This is a genomic window from Bradyrhizobium sp. CCBAU 51745, assembly GCF_028128715.1.
Taxonomy (GTDB): Bacteria; Pseudomonadota; Alphaproteobacteria; order Rhizobiales; family Xanthobacteraceae; genus Bradyrhizobium; species Bradyrhizobium manausense.
Genome location: NZ_LBJP01000007.1, coordinates 498,136 through 513,675 on the forward strand (window position 1 = coordinate 498,136; position 15,540 = coordinate 513,675).

The 15,540-nt window shown below is 64.6% G+C and carries 14 protein-coding genes; 12 read left to right on the forward strand and 2 right to left on the reverse strand.

The window, feature by feature from the left end; genetic code table 11:
* The first annotated feature begins 56 nt into the window (after positions 1-56).
* The 10 genes from XH98_RS09615 to XH98_RS09660 all read left to right on the forward strand — a co-directional run bounded on the left by XH98_RS09615 (position 57) and on the right by XH98_RS09660 (position 11,337).
* A complete protein-coding gene (locus XH98_RS09615; protein ID WP_271618446.1) occupies positions 57-1,052 on the forward strand; it encodes a TRAP transporter substrate-binding protein in 996 nt (331 codons plus the stop codon).
* 54 nt (positions 1,053-1,106) lie between these two features.
* On the forward strand, positions 1,107-3,137 hold the full coding sequence (locus XH98_RS09620; protein WP_271598723.1) for a sensor histidine kinase: 2,031 nt from the start codon (positions 1,107-1,109) through the stop codon (positions 3,135-3,137).
* A complete protein-coding gene (locus tag XH98_RS09625) occupies positions 3,107-4,852 on the forward strand; it encodes an ATP-binding response regulator (protein WP_220004055.1) in 1,746 nt (581 codons plus the stop codon). Before XH98_RS09620 ends, XH98_RS09625 begins: the two co-directional genes overlap by 31 nt.
* 12 nt (positions 4,853-4,864) lie before the next feature.
* Positions 4,865-5,602 (forward strand): response regulator, encoded by a 738-nt coding sequence (locus tag XH98_RS09630; RefSeq protein WP_057747121.1) that lies wholly within the window; start codon positions 4,865-4,867, stop codon positions 5,600-5,602.
* Positions 5,603-6,014: 412 nt separating this feature from the next.
* A complete protein-coding gene (locus XH98_RS09635; RefSeq protein WP_057747123.1) occupies positions 6,015-6,626 on the forward strand; it encodes a sigma-70 family RNA polymerase sigma factor in 612 nt (203 codons plus the stop codon).
* Between the two features lie 309 nt (positions 6,627-6,935).
* Positions 6,936-7,634 (forward strand): cytochrome c biogenesis CcdA family protein, encoded by a 699-nt coding sequence (locus XH98_RS09640; RefSeq protein WP_271618447.1) that lies wholly within the window; start codon positions 6,936-6,938, stop codon positions 7,632-7,634.
* A gap of 29 nt (positions 7,635-7,663) precedes the next feature.
* A complete protein-coding gene (locus XH98_RS09645; protein WP_057747190.1) occupies positions 7,664-8,230 on the forward strand; it encodes a thioredoxin family protein in 567 nt (188 codons plus the stop codon).
* 83 nt (positions 8,231-8,313) lie between these two features.
* A complete protein-coding gene (locus XH98_RS09650) occupies positions 8,314-9,288 on the forward strand; it encodes a hypothetical protein (protein ID WP_271618448.1) in 975 nt (324 codons plus the stop codon).
* A 319-nt stretch (positions 9,289-9,607) separates the two neighbouring features.
* On the forward strand, positions 9,608-10,201 hold the full coding sequence (locus tag XH98_RS09655; protein ID WP_057747129.1) for a L,D-transpeptidase: 594 nt from the start codon (positions 9,608-9,610) through the stop codon (positions 10,199-10,201).
* Positions 10,202-10,299: 98 nt separating this feature from the next.
* A complete protein-coding gene (locus XH98_RS09660) occupies positions 10,300-11,337 on the forward strand; it encodes an amino acid ABC transporter substrate-binding protein (protein ID WP_271618449.1) in 1,038 nt (345 codons plus the stop codon).
* Positions 11,338-11,731: 394 nt separating this feature from the next.
* On the opposite strand, the gene XH98_RS09665 is transcribed toward XH98_RS09660, so the two are convergent.
* The gene (locus XH98_RS09665; RefSeq protein ID WP_271618450.1) at positions 11,732-12,871 is read right to left on the reverse strand and encodes an acyl-CoA dehydrogenase family protein; all 1,140 of its coding nucleotides are present in this window, start codon (positions 12,869-12,871) and stop codon (positions 11,732-11,734) included.
* 154 nt (positions 12,872-13,025) lie between these two features.
* Positions 13,026-14,240: an acyl-CoA dehydrogenase family protein gene (locus XH98_RS09670; protein WP_271618451.1), complete on the reverse strand. Its 1,215-nt coding sequence runs from the start codon at positions 14,238-14,240 to the stop codon at positions 13,026-13,028.
* Positions 14,241-14,374: 134 nt separating this feature from the next.
* Between XH98_RS09670 and XH98_RS09675 the strand changes: the two genes are divergently transcribed.
* Together XH98_RS09675 and XH98_RS09680 are read left to right on the forward strand one after the other, a co-directional pair.
* Positions 14,375-14,920, forward strand: coding sequence for a carboxymuconolactone decarboxylase family protein (locus XH98_RS09675; protein WP_271597289.1), 546 nt, complete (start codon positions 14,375-14,377; stop codon positions 14,918-14,920).
* 90 nt (positions 14,921-15,010) lie between these two features.
* A complete protein-coding gene (locus tag XH98_RS09680; RefSeq protein ID WP_271618452.1) occupies positions 15,011-15,505 on the forward strand; it encodes a VOC family protein in 495 nt (164 codons plus the stop codon).
* Positions 15,506-15,540: the final 35 nt, after the last annotated feature.

The following is a 15,540-nucleotide window of genomic DNA, read 5'->3' on the forward strand; positions in this document are numbered from 1 at the left end:
TAGATTGCGTTGAACCTTTTGGTCCCGCCATAGACTCCATCACCGAGGGGTTGAGTGTGCCAGTGTTAAACCGTGCCGAACGCTCACGGGCCGGGGTGATTTTCGTCGCGCTGCTGCTCGCCATTTGCGCGACGAGCGCCGCTGCGCGTGAATTCCGCGCCGCCGACACCCAGACCGAGGATTATCCGACCGTCCAGGCGCTGCGCTACATGGGCGCGCTGATCTCTGAGCGCACCGGCGGCCGGCACCAGATCAAGGTGTTTCACTCCCGCCAGCTCGGCGAGGAGAAGGAGACGATCGCGCAGACCCGCGCCGGCGCGATCGACCTCAACCGGACCAATGTGGCCCTGATCGGCAATTTCGTCCCGGCGATGAACGTGCTGGCCATGCCGTTCCTGTTCCGGTCCATCGAGCACATGCAGAAGGTGCTGGACGGGCCGATCGGCAAGGAGATCCTCGGCAGCTTCGAGCCCTACGGCTTTGTCGGGCTCGCCTTCTACGATTCCGGGGCCCGCTCGATCTACAACAACGTCCGTCCGGTCAGGAGCCTTGCCGACCTCAAGGGATTGCGGATCCGGGTGCAGCAATCGGAGTTGATGAGCCAGATGATCCGCGCGCTCGGCGCCGAGCCGGTCGAGCTGCCCTACGGGCAGGTGCTCACGGGGCTCTCGACCCATCTGATCGACGGCGCCGAAAACAACTGGCCCTCCTTCGTGACCACAGACCATTACAAGCATGCCGCCTACTACACCCTCACCGAGCACACGATGAGCCCGGAGGTGCTGGTGATCTCGCTCAAGGCCTGGCAGAGCCTGTCGGCTGAGGACCAGACCATCTTCAGGGAAGCCGCCGCCCGTTCGAGCCTGTACATGCGCGAGAAATGGCGCGACCTCGAGGAGCAGTCGCAGCGCAAGGCGGACGCCGCCGGCATCACCGTGATCAAGACCATCGACCGCAAGCCGTTCGAGGATGCGATGGCGCCGATCTACGCCAAGGCCGCGCAGGATCCCGCGGCGGCGGCGCTGATCGAACGCATTCGCCAGGTGGAGTGACGCTGTTTGATCGTGCCCGGCACCAGCGAGAGTGCAGAGCGGCCGCCCGGCCCGATCGGGCGGCTGCGCGCGCGCCTCGTCGGCGTGCTGCGGGCAGTGCCGATCCGCTGGCGCATCCTGTCGATCGCGGCGCTGAACTCCGCCGTGGTGATCGTGCTGGTGGCGATGATCTGGAACGGCGCGCAGGTGCTGAGCTCGGCCTGGGACGACGTGCGGCAGGTGCGGGAATCCGACCGCATCCTGGCCCTGCTCGAGAGCGAGACCGGGCGGCTGCAGAACCTGATCCACCGCTACATCAACCAGCCGAGCCCGGACCTGTTCGCCGAGATCCTGCTGCTGCGCGAGGCCGTGCTGGGCACGCTGACCGACCGCGCCGCCAAGGACCCGATGCTGTCAGGCTCGGTCGAGGAGCTGGAGCGCACCACCGACCGCTTCCTCAACGGCTTCGGCGAGCTGCGCAGCGTGCAGGCGACCATCGCCAGGACCTATGAGGAACAGGTGCAGGGCCCCGCCAAGGACATGGCGGGCCTCTACTCCATCATCGAGGGCGCTACCGGCCATCGCGACGCGCTGATCTGGCCCTCGCTGGGCAAGTCGCGCGAGGCCTTCACCGCGATGCTGGTCGCGGCCAATTCCTACTATCTGTCGCAGTCGGTCGCGGCCGCCGACGACGCGCGCCGCCACACCGAGACGATCGAGAAGACGATTCCCGTCATGATCGATCTCGCCGACAATGATTTGCAGAAGATGGCGCTGCAAAAGCTCGCGACCCGCACCATGGCGCTGCGCGAGGGCTTTGCAAAACTCTCGGAGCAATTGACGAGCCGCAACGAGCTCTTGCGCAACACCATCGACGCCAGCCAGGCCGAGGCGATCGGCGCCATCGACAATCTCTCGACCAAGATGCGCCAGCGCGAGCAGAGGGCGCAGGAGACGTTCGACCGCACGCTGGCGGACATTTCACGTCGCGTGCTCTCCATCGCGGTGATCTTCCTCGGCATCATCCTCTCCGCCGGCGTGCTGATCGCGCTGTCGATCCGGCTGCCGCTGCAGCAGATCATGACCGCGATGCGCGCGATCACGCTCGGCGATCTCGGCCGCGAGGTGCAGGGCACCAAGGCCCGCGACGAGGTCGGCGCCATGGCGCGCGCGGTGGAGGTGTTCCGCGAGAACGCGATCGCCAAGCGCCAGACCGAGGACGAGCTGCGCGCGTCCAAGGAAAAGGCCGAAAGCGCGCTGCTCGAGCTCAACGCCGCGCAGCAGAACTTGATCGACGCCGAACGGCTCGCGGCCCTCGGCGGCCTCGTCGCCGGCGTCGCGCACGAGGTCAACAACCCGATCGGCATCAGCCTGACGGTGGCCTCGAGCTTTGCGCGGCGCACCGAGATTTTCGAGGCCCAGCTGAAGGGCGACGGCGGCCTGCGCCGCTCGCAGCTGGATGAATTCGTGCAGTCCTCTCGCGATGCATCCCAGCAGCTGGTCGCCAACCTCGCCCGCGCCGGCGAGCTGATCCAGTCGTTCAAGCAGGTCGCGGTCGACCGCTCCCATGCCGAGCGGCGGCAGTTCTCGCTGAGCGAAGCCACCGACCAGATCATCGCGAGCCTGCGGCCCGTGCTGAAGCGCTCGCCGATCACGCTGCAGGTCGACGTGCCCGAGGGGCTCTTGCTCGACGGCTATCCCGGCTCCTATGGCCAGATCCTGACCAACCTGTTCCTCAACGCCGCCAACCACGCCTTTGCCGACGGCCGCGCCGGCACCATCGCGATCTCGGCCCGGCCGCGCGGCACCGAGGATATCGAGATCATCTTCGCCGATGACGGGGCCGGCATGACCCCGGACGTGCAGCGCCAGGCCTTTGACCCATTCTTTACCACAAGACGCAACGAAGGTGGCACGGGCCTGGGCTTGCATATCGTCTATAACCTTGTCACCCAGCAGCTCGGCGGGCGGATGATGCTGGAATCCAAGCTGGGACAAGGCACTACTTTTCGGATTATCATGCCGCGCATCGCCAAGGGCGGGGCGCAAAGCACAGAAAGTGACGGGACTTCTCAATGGCCGAACAGGACGATGTCCTCCACCTGATCGACGATACCGGTACCGCGTCGGAGGACACGGACGCCCGGAAATGGAAGATCGCCGTCATCGACGACGATCCGGCCGTGCATGACGGCACCCGTTTTGCGCTCTCGGATTACAGCCTGAACGGCCAGGGACTGGAGATCCTCTCCGCCCATTCCGCGGCGGAAGGCCGCAAGCTGATGGCCGCGCACAGCGACATCGCCGCGGTGCTGCTCGACGTCATCATGGAGACCGACGTCGCCGGCCTCGAGCTGGTCGAATACATCCGCAACGTGCTCAAGAACGAGACCGTGCGCATCATCCTGCGCACCGGACAGCCGGGCCAGGCGCCGGAGCGGCGCGTGATCGTGCAGTACGACATCAACGACTACAAGGCCAAGACCGAGCTCACTGCCGACAAGCTGTTCACCTCGCTGACCGCGGCGCTGCGCTCCTACCAGCAGCTCGAGCGCATGGTGCAGACGCGGCGCGGGCTCGAGATCATCATCGATGCGGCCTCGACCCTGTACGACTTCAAGTCGATGCAGCGGCTCGCCGAGGGCGTGCTGACCCAGCTCGCCTCGCTGCTCAATGTCGACTGCGCCGGCATATTGGTGCTGCGCGACAATGGCGGCGTCGATGCCGAGCTCTCGGTGCTGGCCGGCAGCGGCTGCTACAGCCGCTTCATCGGCACGACCTCGTCGAAGGCGCTCGACCCTGATTTGCGCCAGCTGGTGGAGGACGCGTTCCAGCGCCGCAAGAACGAATTCGCCGACCATCGCAGCGTGATCTATTTGCGCACCGGAAGCGGCCGCGAGGTCGTGGTGCTGCTGCAGTCCGAGCGCGATCTGTCCGAGACCGACCGCTCGCTGGTCGAGATCTTCTCGAGCCGGCTCTCGATCGCGTTCGACAACGTCATCCTCTATCAGCAGCTCCAGGACGCCAACACCCAGCTGGAGGACCGCGTCGCCCAGCGCACCCGCGCCTTGATGCAGGCCAACCGCCGGCTGTCGGCGCAATGGCTGCGGCTGCAGCGCGCCAACGGCTTCAAGAACGAGATCCTGGGCACTGTCGCGCACGATCTGAAGAACCCGCTCGGCGTCATCCTCGGCCGCACCGAGATGCTGAAGGAGCTGATCTCGACCGGCGCCTCGGCATCAGGCGTGGTCTCCCAGGTCGACCATATCAGAGACGCCACCAAGCGCCTGACCACGATGGTCGACCATCTGATCTCGGATGCGATGGCGGATGCCTTCGACATCACCATCCGCCGCGAGCCGGTCGACGTCGCCGCGCTGGTGAAGGAGGTCGCCGAGGCCAACCAGCCCCTCGCCGTCAACAAGCAGCAGTCGATCAGCGTCAGCGCGCCCACCAACATCGTCACCATGTGCGACACCGACCGCATCCGCGAGGCGATCGACAATCTGATCAGCAACGCCATCAAATACTCGCCGTTTGCGGGCAAGATCACCGTCGCGGTCAGCCATGAGGGCAACGACACCATCATCCGCGTCAGCGACGAGGGCGCCGGCCTGTCGCCGGAGGACCTCGGCCGGCTGTTCGGCCGGTTCCAGCGGCTCTCCGCAAAACCGACGGCAGGTGAGAGCTCGACGGGGCTTGGGTTGTCCATCGTCAAGCGTATTATCGACATGCATGGCGGCGAGGTAACCGCCGACAGCGACGGCCCGGGCAAGGGCTCGACCTTCACCATCACCCTACCCGCGACCGAGATGCCGTGATTCGAGCGTGACATGACACAAAGCCCGCACATCATGATCGTCGACGACGAGGCCCCGGCCCGCGAGATGGTCGGCGATTACCTCAAGATGCACGGCTTCACCGTGACGCTGTGCGACGGCGGCAAGAGCTTGCGCGCCGCGATCGACGGCAGCATGCCCGACCTCGTCGTGCTCGACCTCAACATGCCCGAGGAGGACGGCCTCTCGATCATCCGCGACCTCAAGAGCCGCAGCAACGTGCCCGTCATCATGCTCACGGCGACCGCGAGCCCGATCGACCGCGTCGTCGGCCTCGAGCTCGGCGCCGACGATTACGTCGCAAAGCCCTGCGAGCTGCGCGAGCTGATGGCGCGGATCCGCTCGGTGCTGCGGCGGAGCACGCCGGCGAAATCAGCCGGCAGCGATGCGGCGCCGGCGAAATCCGACAAGGATCAGCTGGTACGCTTTGGGACAAAATGGCTCGACCTCGAAGCCCAGGCGCTGCGCGACGACGAGGGCAATGAGCATCCGCTGACCGCGTCCGAGTTCGGGCTTTTGAAAGTGTTCGCGGCCAATCCGAAGCGCGTGCTATCGCGCGAGCGGCTGCTGGAGCTTGCCAACGCGCGCGATGCCGAAGCCTTCGACCGCGCCGTGGACCTGCGCATCATGCGCATCCGCCGCAAGATCGAGCCCGACCCGACCAAGCCCGCCGTGATCCGCACCATCCGCGGCGGCGGCTATTTGTTCTCGCCGCAGGGCGAGAAGGCCTAGGCACACCACGAGCTGCCGTAGGGTGGGCAAAGCGGAGCGTGCCGTGCCCAACCATCTCTCACGAATCTTGGAAAGAACGTGGGCACGGCGCGAAGGGCGCCGTTGCCCACCCTACGGCACTGTGTCTGGAGCCGGACCTGCGTCGTGACGGTGGCAATGGGTGCGGCGCGACGTAACGCAAGCCCCGAAAATTCGTTCCTCCCAGTCCAATTCCGCAGCACCGTATTTTCCAAGCCTTGAAATTCCACGCTTTTTTGGTCCCGATGTTTCGTCGCGACTTGAACGACGAAACAATTTAGCGGCGCACGAAACCATTTTCCCCTTTTCGTGCAGACGTCCCGAAACGATGGCTGATTAACACTTTGGCTCAAGGAAACGCCGCTCGGTTGCGGCGCACCGGGGAGCCAAGTCAATGCCGAACGTCATCGCCATCAACGCCCAAGCCAGCCAGAGCATCATCGCTGCCCAGGCGACCTCGGACGACATGCTTCTCGAAAGCATTGCCGACGGCAACCGGACGTCCATGCACATCCTCTATTGCCGTCACAACGTGCGGGTGTACCGCTTCATCCTGCGCATGGTGCGTGACGCGACCACGGCCGAAGATCTGGTCAGCCAGGTGTTCCTGGACGTGTGGCGGACCGCCGGCCAATTCCAGGGCCGCTCGCAGGTCTCGACCTGGCTGCTCTCGATCGCCCGCTTCAAGGCGCTGACCGCGATGCGCCAGCGCCGCTTCGAGGACATCGACCAGGAGGACGTGCGCCAGATCCCCGACGATTGCGACACGCCCGAGACCTCGCTCGACCGCAGCGACACCAGCGCGATCCTGCGCGCCTGCGTCCAGAAGCTGTCGCCGGCGCATCGCGAGATCATCAACCTCGTCTACTACCATGAGAAGTCGGTGGAGGAGGTCGGACAGATCATCGGCATCCCACAGAGCACGGTGAAGACGCGGATGTTCTACGCCCGCAAGCAACTGGCCGATTTGCTTAAGACTTGCGGCGTCGACCGTTTCGCGGCCTAAGCCAAGCGATTTCAATGGGATAGGGGCGGATTTCCGGCCCCGTCCCAGGACACGAAAGCGTTACCGCCGACGAAACAAATGAAACAAAGCACAACATCAGGCGGAAAAACTTCGTCCCTATAAAGCTCCCATACGGTTTCGTTAAACCCTCCCAAGACCTAAAACGACCCGGACGGGATGCCCCCCTCCGGGTCGTTTTATATTTTGGGGTGGGTGGGGAGCGGCCGCCCCGTCACGACCGCGTGACGGCGCGTAACGACCGGCATCTCCATCGCGAACTGCCCTCGTGACCTCCTTCACGAGTGCCCCATGCTTGAGCTTCTGTTCGCTGTCGTCGCCGGCATCCTCACCATCGCCGCTCCCTGCACGCTGCCGATGCTGCCGATCCTGCTTGGCGCCTCGATCGGGCATTCGTCGCGTGCACGGCCCGCGATGATCGCGCTTGGCTTCGTCGTCTCGTTCTCCGCGGTCGCGCTGCTGCTCGGCGCGCTGACAAGATTGTTCGATTTCGATCCGAATCTGCTGCGCGAGGCGGCGGCGTTCCTGCTGCTCGGCTTTGGCCTCTTGATGCTGTGGCCGGCGCCGTTCGAATGGCTGTCGATCCGGCTCAATGGCTGGCTCAATCTTAGCGCCGCCGGCGGCGCGCCGCGCGAGGGTGCGCTTGGCGGGCTCCTGCTCGGCACCACGCTCGGACTGGTCTGGACGCCCTGCGCCGGCCCGGTGCTCGGCTCGATCCTGACGCTGGTTGCGACGTCAAGGAATCTGGCCTGGGCCGGGACGCTGCTGGTTGCCTATGCGATCGGCGCTGCGATCCCGATGCTGGCGATCGCCTATGGCGGACAGGCCGCGACCACGCGCGTGCGCAGCCTGTCGCGCATCTCGCCGCTGATGCAGCAGGGATTTGGCGTGATCGTGATCGCCTTCGCGCTCGCCGCCTACTTCCAATACGACACGCTGATCGTGGCGTGGCTCACCGGCTTCTATCCCACCGGCCAGATCGGCCTGTGATCCCTCACCTCTTAACGGAGAACATGACCATGACTTTCAAGCTGCTCGCCGTCTCCGCCGCCCTGATCGGCTTCACCGTGACCGGCGCCGTCATCCCCGGCATTTGCGACGAGGCCATACAAGCAGCGCCGGTCAAGGTCGCCGCCGCAAGCCAGGCGGTGAGCGCGCCTGATTTCACCGGCATCAGCAACTGGTTCAATTCCAAGCCGCTTCATGTCGCCGATCTCCGCGGCAAGGTCGTTCTGGTCGACTTCTGGACCTATGGCTGCGTCAACTGCGTCAACACGCTGCCGCACGTCACCGAGCTCTATGCCAAGTACAAGGACCAGGGTCTCGTCGTGGTCGGCGTGCATACGCCGGAATTCCCGTTCGAGCGATCGGCCTCCAACCTGCAGGCGGCGCTGAAGCGTCACGGCATCACCTATCCGGTGGCGCAGGACAATGACTCCAAGACCTGGAACGCCTACAGCAACCAATATTGGCCGGCGCAATACATCATCGACCAGAGCGGCAAGATCGTGTTCCAGCATGAAGGCGAAGGACGCTACGACGAGATCGACCGAACCGTGGCAAAGCTGCTGAACGCCAGCAGCTGAGTCGGATAGGGCGGCCTTGCGTTGCTGCTTGACTCCACGGACCCGTCCGTGGAGTTTCGCGCGCGACGCAATCAGCCGCCGCAATGAACGACGCGACCACCAGCAACGACATCCGCCTTCGCGAAGGCGCCTCGATCGCGCAGCGGCTGGTCGTGGCCGGCTCGGCCGCGGCTGTTGCGCTGTGCTTCACGCCGGGCCTGTTCACCCATGACGCCTTTGAGGTGATCATCTCCGTGGTCGCGCTGCTGGCGGGCACCGCGTTTGTCGGTGTCGTCATGCTGACGCCGGCGGTGGTGTGGATCATCACCCCTGACGAGATCCTGATCGGACGGCAGCGTCCGTTCGGGAAGCTCCAGACCAGGGTCGTCGCGAAAGACGAGATCACTGGGCTTCAGGTTCCCGGCAGCAAGACCGCCAAGGCCCGATTTCAACTGGCCTTCACGCTGGCCTCGGGCGAGCGCCTGACCTCCCCGCCGCTGTCCGACGTCACCCATGTTCATGACACCGTGGCGCGCATTGCGGCGCAGTTCGACGTCCCCGATGTCGAGGCGCCCCTCAACCCGCTCGATGCCAGCAATCCCGAAATGCGGCTTGGCGAACCCGTCGAGCCGTTTTCCCAAAGAGACATCCGAATCGCGGCCGTGATCGCCGTCGCGGTGAGTGCCGCGCCCTACGCCTACAAGCTCTGGCGGGGTTTGCCGCCAAATTGGATCGACTTCATGCTGCTGCCGCTTGGCGTGGTCGCGGCGTTCGCGGTCACCAGATTTGCCAATCTCGTCACGGGCGCCTTCTGGATTGTCCGCGAGGGCGACATCCGCGTCGAACGCCTCTGGGGCAACGGCGAGCCGCGCGCGGACCATATCGAAGGGCACGACGTCAAGGCGATCACGGTCGAACGCCGCGGCCGGTCCGAGGACGAGCACTGCATCGTGGTGATCCGCCTGCACTCCGGGCGACGCTTTCGCAGCCCCCGCATCGGCTCGCGCAACGAGGCGCGCGCCGTGGGCGCGGAGATCGTGCGGCGGCTCGGGATCGGGGCGGAGGCTAATCGGATTTAGGGCGCTGTTGCCGCATCGTCATGGCCGGGCTCGTCCCGGCCATCCACGTCTTGACCCGCGGCACCAAGAACGTGGATGCCCGGGACAAGCCCGGGCATGACGGCAACTGTGGATGCAAATTCGGCCTCCCCGCCCAAAGAGGCAACCTCTGCCACTGCTTTTCGCGCCAACCCACCCTGTTCATGGTGTTGATCCACGTCAAAAAACCAAAGCATTCTCGTGACATACGAATCGGGCGCGCCTTGAACTTGCCACGAAGCTGCCCCTGAGTTCAGATGCAACCTGACGATTTGCGCTGTGGCAGCGGGGAGAGCTTGAAATGACGGATTTTCGTCGCCTGACCGGGACATTGCTGGCTGCGATGGGCCTGATCCTGTCCGCACCGCAGGCTTTCGCCCAGCAGCCTGATCGCGGCGACGAGCCCGGCCTGATCGCCGACGACAGCTACGAGCTCGATCCGGAATGGCAGAAGCAGGTCGTGTACTATCGCACCACCGAAGCGCCGGGCACCATCATCATCTCGACCGCCGAGCGGCACCTTTATCTGATCCAGCCGGGCGGGCGCGCGATCCGCTACGGCATCGGCGTCGGTCGTGACGGCTTCCAGTGGCAGGGCCTGGTGCAGATCACCAACAAGAAGGAGTGGCCGGACTGGACGCCGCCGCCGGAGATGATCCAGCGCCAGCCTTATCTGCCGCGCTTCATGGCCGGCGGCCCCGGCAATCCGCTGGGGGCCCGCGCCATGTATCTGGGCACCACGGTCTACCGCATCCACGGCACCAACCGGCCTGACACGATCGGCACCAAGGTGTCCTCGGGCTGCTTCCGCCTGGTCAACAACGACGTCGCCGATCTCTATGATCGCGTTCCTGTCGGGACCAAGGTGGTCATCCGGCAGAAGCCCGAACTCTAAGCCCGTCCTTCAAGCATGATCCCTTGGAGTTTCCTTGGAATCATGCTTCCCGCCTCTTCCAAATTTCCTTGTCCCGATTTTTTCGAGAGAGCAACATGATGCGCACATTTCGAGGCGGCCTGCTGATCGGGCTCGCGGTCGCCGTGCTGGTCGCCGCCTTGGCCATCACCTACGAATTCTACGACACCCGCACCCTGAAGCGCACCGTGCGCCGCGGCGAGGTGCAGTGCGGCGTCAACAAGGGCCTGCCGGGCTTCTCGATTCCCGACGACAAGGGCAACTGGACCGGTTTTGACGTCGATTTCTGCCGTGCCGTCGCGGCGGCGATCTTCAACGATCCGAGCAAGGCGAAGTTCATCCCGCTCGATGCCAGCGAGCGCTTCAAGGAATTGCAGAGCCGCAAGGTCGACATCCTCTCGCGCAACTCGACCTGGAGCATGTCGCGCGAGCTCGAATATGATCTGTATTTCCCGGCCGTCGCCTATTACGACGGCGAAGGCTTCATGGTGCCGCGCTCCCGCAACAAGGAGACCTCGCTCGACCTCGCCGACAGCAAGGTCTGCGTGCAATCCGGCACCACCACGCTGCTCAACCTCGCCGACTACTTCAAAGCCAACAACATGAAGTATGAGCTGGTGAAGTTCGACAAGCTGGAAGATGTGGTGAAGGCCTACGATACCGGCAAGTGCGACACGCTCACCGCCGACGTCTCCCAGCTCTATGCGCTCCGGCTGAACCTGTCCAAGCCCGGCGATCACATGATCCTGCCCGACATGATCTCCAAGGAGCCGCTCGCCCCCGTCGTGCGCCAGCGCGACGACGACTGGATGATGATCGTGAAGTGGACGCTCTACGCGATGATCAACGCCGAGGAGCTCGGCGTCACCTCGCAGAACATCGACGAAGCGCTGAAGTCGAAGAAGCCTGAGGTGATGCGCCTCGTCGGCACCGAAGGCAATTATGGCGAGCAGCTTGGCCTGACCAAGGACTGGGCCGTGCGCATCATCCGCCATGTCGGCAATTACGGCGAAATGTACGAGCGCAACATCGGCGAGAAGTCTCAGCTGAAGATCCCGCGCGGCATGAACCAGCTGTGGAATGCCGGCGGCGTGCAGTATGCGCCGCCGATGCGGTGAGGGCTCTCCGGCGACACTTCGTAGGGTGGGTTAGCCCTGCAATTGCGCGAGGCGCAATTGCAGGGCGTAACCCACCATGATTCCGCGTTCGCCGAACGAAGTTGGTGGGTTACGCGCCGCAGATGCGCTTTGCGCTTCTGCAGCGCTAACCCACCCTACGAGAGCTGAAGCGACGAAGCATCCAGACTGTCTCCACGGAAAGATTCTGGATTGCTTCGCGGCGCTCGCAATGACGAGGTTGGGGCAAGCGCTCTCCACACTCTCAACTGTCATCGCCCGGCTTGACCGGGCGATCCAGTACTCCGAGACGACGGTCGTATGCGGATAGGCCGCGGCGTACTGGATCGCCCGCCTAAATCGGGCGATGACATCGAGTATGACGTGACGGCCCGCCTCAATACCCCCGCGCGCGCGCCAGCTGCTCGGAGTGGTAATTCGCATCCCCGAACAATTCCTCGCACACACGTGCGCGCTTCATGAAGAAGCCGATGTCGAACTGGTCGGTCATGCCCATGCCGCCGTGCATCTGCACGCCCTCCTGCACCGCGCGGGTGGCGGTGGTGCCGGCGCGGGCCTTGGCCACCGCAACGCTTGATGCAGCCTTGGCCACATCGGCGTCCAGCGCCTGCAGCGCCTTCATGGTGGCCGCGCGGGTGATCTCGATGTCGACATAGAGCTCGGCGGCGCGGTGCTGCAGCGCCTGGAATTCGCCGATCAGCTTGCCGAACTGTTTTCGGCTCTTGAGATACTCGACGGTACGGCCAAAGACCTCGTCGCTGAGGCCCACCATTTCGGCGGCGACCGCGCCGCGGCCGATATCGAGCACGCCGTCGAGCAGGCCAGCCGCCTGGTCGACCTCGCCGAGCACGCTGTCGGCGTTGACGTCGACATTGGCGAACTCGACCCGCGCCGCATTGTGTGCGTCGACCATGATGGTGCGCTCGATCGACACGCCCTTGGCTTTGGGATTGACCAGGAACAGCGTCAGCCCGTCGCGCTCGCCGGCCGAGCCCGCAGTGCGCGCGGCGACGATGAAGAGATCGGCGACGTGGCCGTCGACCACCAGCGCCTTGGCGCCGGACAATTTAAAGCCGTTGCCGGCGCGCACGGCCTGCAAGGCGGTGTGGAGCGGGCGGTGCTTTGCGCCTTCGTCGATTGCGAGCGTCGCCAGCAGCGAGCCGTTGGAAATCCTGGGCAAGAACTCCGCCTTCTGCGCGGCATTGCCGCCGCGGTTCAACGCGGATGCTGCGACCACGGACGTGGCGAGGAAAGGCGACGGCATCAAGGTGCGGCCGATTTCCTCCATGACCACGCCGGCCTCCATGAAGCCGAGGCCGCTGCCGCCGAACTCTTCCGGAACCAGCAGGCCGGCAAAGCCCATCTCGGCGAAGGATTGCCAGAGCTCCTTGGAGAAGCCGGTGGGATCCTTGCTGTCGCGCAGGTGCCGCAGATGCGACACCGGCGCCTTGTCGCTGATCAGCCCGCGCGCGGAGTCGCGGAGCATTGATTGTTCTTCGGTGAGGACGAGGGCCATGGGTGTGTTTCCGATTCGAAATCTGTTTTGGTTCGTCATTCCGGGATGCGCCGGAGGCGCAGGCCCGGAATCCATCGAGCGGCATTTCCGCGGTGAGATGGATTCCGGGCTCGCGCTACGCGCGCCCCGGAATGACGCATGGTGAGTGCGCGGCTCACGCCCCCGGCAGATCCAGGATGCGCTTGGCGACGATGCCGAGCATGACCTCGGACGTGCCGCCCTCGATCGAGTTGGCCTTGGTGCGCAGCCAGGCGCGCGGGCGGGCGCCATGCTTGGAGCGTTCGCTCTCCCATTCCAGCGCGTCGATGCCGCCGGCCGACATCAGGATCTCGTAGCGGCGCTTGTTGAGCTCGGTGCCGTAATATTTCATCGCCGACGAGAACGCCGGATGCGCCTGGCCGGCCTTGGCGAGATCGACCGCGCGCTCGGCGCAGGCGGCGAGCGCGGCTTCGTCGACGTCGAAGGTCGCAATCTGGCCGCGCAGCATCGCATCGTCGAGCCGCCCCAGCGCATCGGTGCCGACGGAATCGGCCGCGATCTGGCCGAGCGGACGACCGACGCCGCGCTCGCCCATCCCCGAGATCATCGCGCGCTCGTGCTGCAGCAGATATTTGGCGACGTCCCAGCCGCGGTTGATCTGGCCCACCACATGCGATTTCGGCACGCGGACATTGTCGAAGAAGGTCTCGCAGAACGGCGAATAGCCCGAGATCAGCAGGATCGGCTTGGTGGTGACGCCCTTCGAGGCCATGTCGAACAGGATGAAGCTGATGCCGTCGTGCTTCTTCGCCGCGGGATCGGTGCGCACGAGGCAGAAGATCCAGTCCGCGTAGTTCGCGTACGACGTCCAGATCTTCTGGCCGTTGATGATGAAGTCGTCGCCATCGCTCTCGGCGCGGGTCTGCAGCGAGGCGAGGTCGGAGCCGGCGTTCGGCTCGGAATAGCCCTGGCACCAGCGGATCAGGCCCGCGGCGATCTTCGGCAGGTGCTCTTTCTTCTGCGCCTCGTTGCCGTATTTCAGCAGCGCCGGTCCGAGCATCCAGATGCCGAAGCTCGACAGCGGCGGGCGCGCGCCGATCCTGGCCATCTCGGAACGCAGCACCTTGTGCTCGGCCGCGCTCAAGCCCCCACCGCCATACTCCCTGGGCCAATCCGGCACGGTCCAGCCCTTGTCGCGCATGCGCTCGAACCAGACGCGCTGCGGCTCGGAGGAGAATTTTGCATTGCGTCCACCCCAGAACACGTCGGCGTCGGAGGTTGCGGGCTTGCGCATTTCCGGCGGGCAATTGGCCTCGAGCCAGGCGCGCGTCTCGCTACGGAATTTTTCGAGATCGGCGCTTTCAATTTCGCTGGTTTTGGCGTCAGTCATTGGTCGTTTCCATCAATGCAACCCTTGTTGAGCGCGACTCTGGGCCAAGCCCTCGCGGAATTCAACCACTTCCGCAAGGCGTTGTCGGCTATAGTCGCGACGCGATGGTGCTTGAAAACAAAGAGGAAACGAGGATGCGCCTAAAGCTTCTTTCGCCTGGCGAAATGAACGAGAGCCAGCGGCAGACCTATGACGAGTCGATTGCCGGCAAACGCGGCAAGCCGCCGGCGCCGATGATGGCCTGGCTGAACAGCCCGGACATGGCCCGTCACGCCACGCGGCTCGGCGAGGTGCTGCGCTACGACACCATCTTCCCGGCAAAACTTTCGGAGATCGCGATCCTGGTGACGGCGCGGCACTGGACCGCACAGTACGAATGGTATGCGCACAAGCGCCTTGCGCTTGCTGGCGGCATGAAGGTGGACATCATCGACGCGATCCGCGATCGCCGCACGCCCGAGTTCGACGACCCCAAGGGAAAGATGATCTACGATCTCGCGAAGTCGCTGCATGAGGGGCACGGTGTCGAGAAGGGGCTCTATGACGAGGCCGTCAAGCTGCTCAGCGAACGCGGCGTCGTCGAGGTAATCGGGCTGTGCGGCTATTACACGATGGTGTCGATGACGCTGAACACGTTCGAGTTCGAGCTGCCGGAGGGTGAGGTGCCGGAGCTGACTTAAGCTCGCATCTGGAAACGCTGGGTTTCGGGATCAGCCAGTGGCGGTGTGCCGAACCCCGGCTTAAGTGAGGTTTAGACACGGAGCAGCCACATGTCGCAAACATCACCCGTCCCCGCCGGCACGCGCATCGGCCACGTCCATCTCAAGGTTGCCGATCTCGATCGTGCGCTCGGTTTCTATTGCGGCGTGCTCGGCTTCGAGCTGATGCAGCGCATGGGCTCGGGTGCGGCCTTCATCTCGGCCGGCGGCTATCATCACCACATCGGGCTCAACACCTGGGAAAGCAAGGGCGGCTCGCCGCCGCCGCCGGGCACCACCGGGCTGTTTCACACCGCGATCCTCTATCCGACGCGCCCGGCGCTGGCGGATGCGCTGCATCGGGTGCTGACAGCAGGCATTGCGCTGGATGGCGCCAGCGACCATGGCGTGAGCGAGGCGCTGTATTTGCGCGATCCTGACCAGAACGGCGTGGAGCTGTATTGGGACAAGCCGCGGGAGCAATGGCCGTTCGGGCCGGATGGCAAGCTCGCGATGTTTACCAAGCGGCTGGATGTGGAGGGGTTGTTGAGGCAGCGGGAGGGGTGATGCCGCGGTGATTTCGTAGGGTGGGTTACGCTTCG

Excerpts from the sequence above, each read along its gene's own strand:
- XH98_RS09655 (WP_057747129.1), top strand. The coding sequence starts at position 9,608 with ATGACGGATTTTCGTCGCCTGACCGGGACATTGCTGGCTGCGATGGGC.
- XH98_RS09625 (WP_220004055.1), top strand. The coding sequence starts at position 3,107 with ATGGCCGAACAGGACGATGTCCTCCACCTGATCGACGATACCGGTACC.
- XH98_RS09645 (WP_057747190.1), top strand. The coding sequence starts at position 7,664 with ATGACTTTCAAGCTGCTCGCCGTCTCCGCCGCCCTGATCGGCTTCACC.
- XH98_RS09675 (WP_271597289.1), top strand. The coding sequence starts at position 14,375 with ATGCGCCTAAAGCTTCTTTCGCCTGGCGAAATGAACGAGAGCCAGCGG.
- XH98_RS09670 (WP_271618451.1), bottom strand. The coding sequence starts at position 14,240 with ATGACTGACGCCAAAACCAGCGAAATTGAAAGCGCCGATCTCGAAAAA.
- XH98_RS09635 (WP_057747123.1), top strand. The coding sequence starts at position 6,015 with ATGCCGAACGTCATCGCCATCAACGCCCAAGCCAGCCAGAGCATCATC.
- XH98_RS09680 (WP_271618452.1), top strand. The coding sequence starts at position 15,011 with ATGTCGCAAACATCACCCGTCCCCGCCGGCACGCGCATCGGCCACGTC.
- XH98_RS09665 (WP_271618450.1), bottom strand. The coding sequence starts at position 12,871 with ATGGCCCTCGTCCTCACCGAAGAACAATCAATGCTCCGCGACTCCGCG.
- XH98_RS09650 (WP_271618448.1), top strand. The coding sequence starts at position 8,314 with ATGAACGACGCGACCACCAGCAACGACATCCGCCTTCGCGAAGGCGCC.
- XH98_RS09660 (WP_271618449.1), top strand. The coding sequence starts at position 10,300 with ATGCGCACATTTCGAGGCGGCCTGCTGATCGGGCTCGCGGTCGCCGTG.
- XH98_RS09640 (WP_271618447.1), top strand. The coding sequence starts at position 6,936 with ATGCTTGAGCTTCTGTTCGCTGTCGTCGCCGGCATCCTCACCATCGCC.
- XH98_RS09630 (WP_057747121.1), top strand. The coding sequence starts at position 4,865 with ATGACACAAAGCCCGCACATCATGATCGTCGACGACGAGGCCCCGGCC.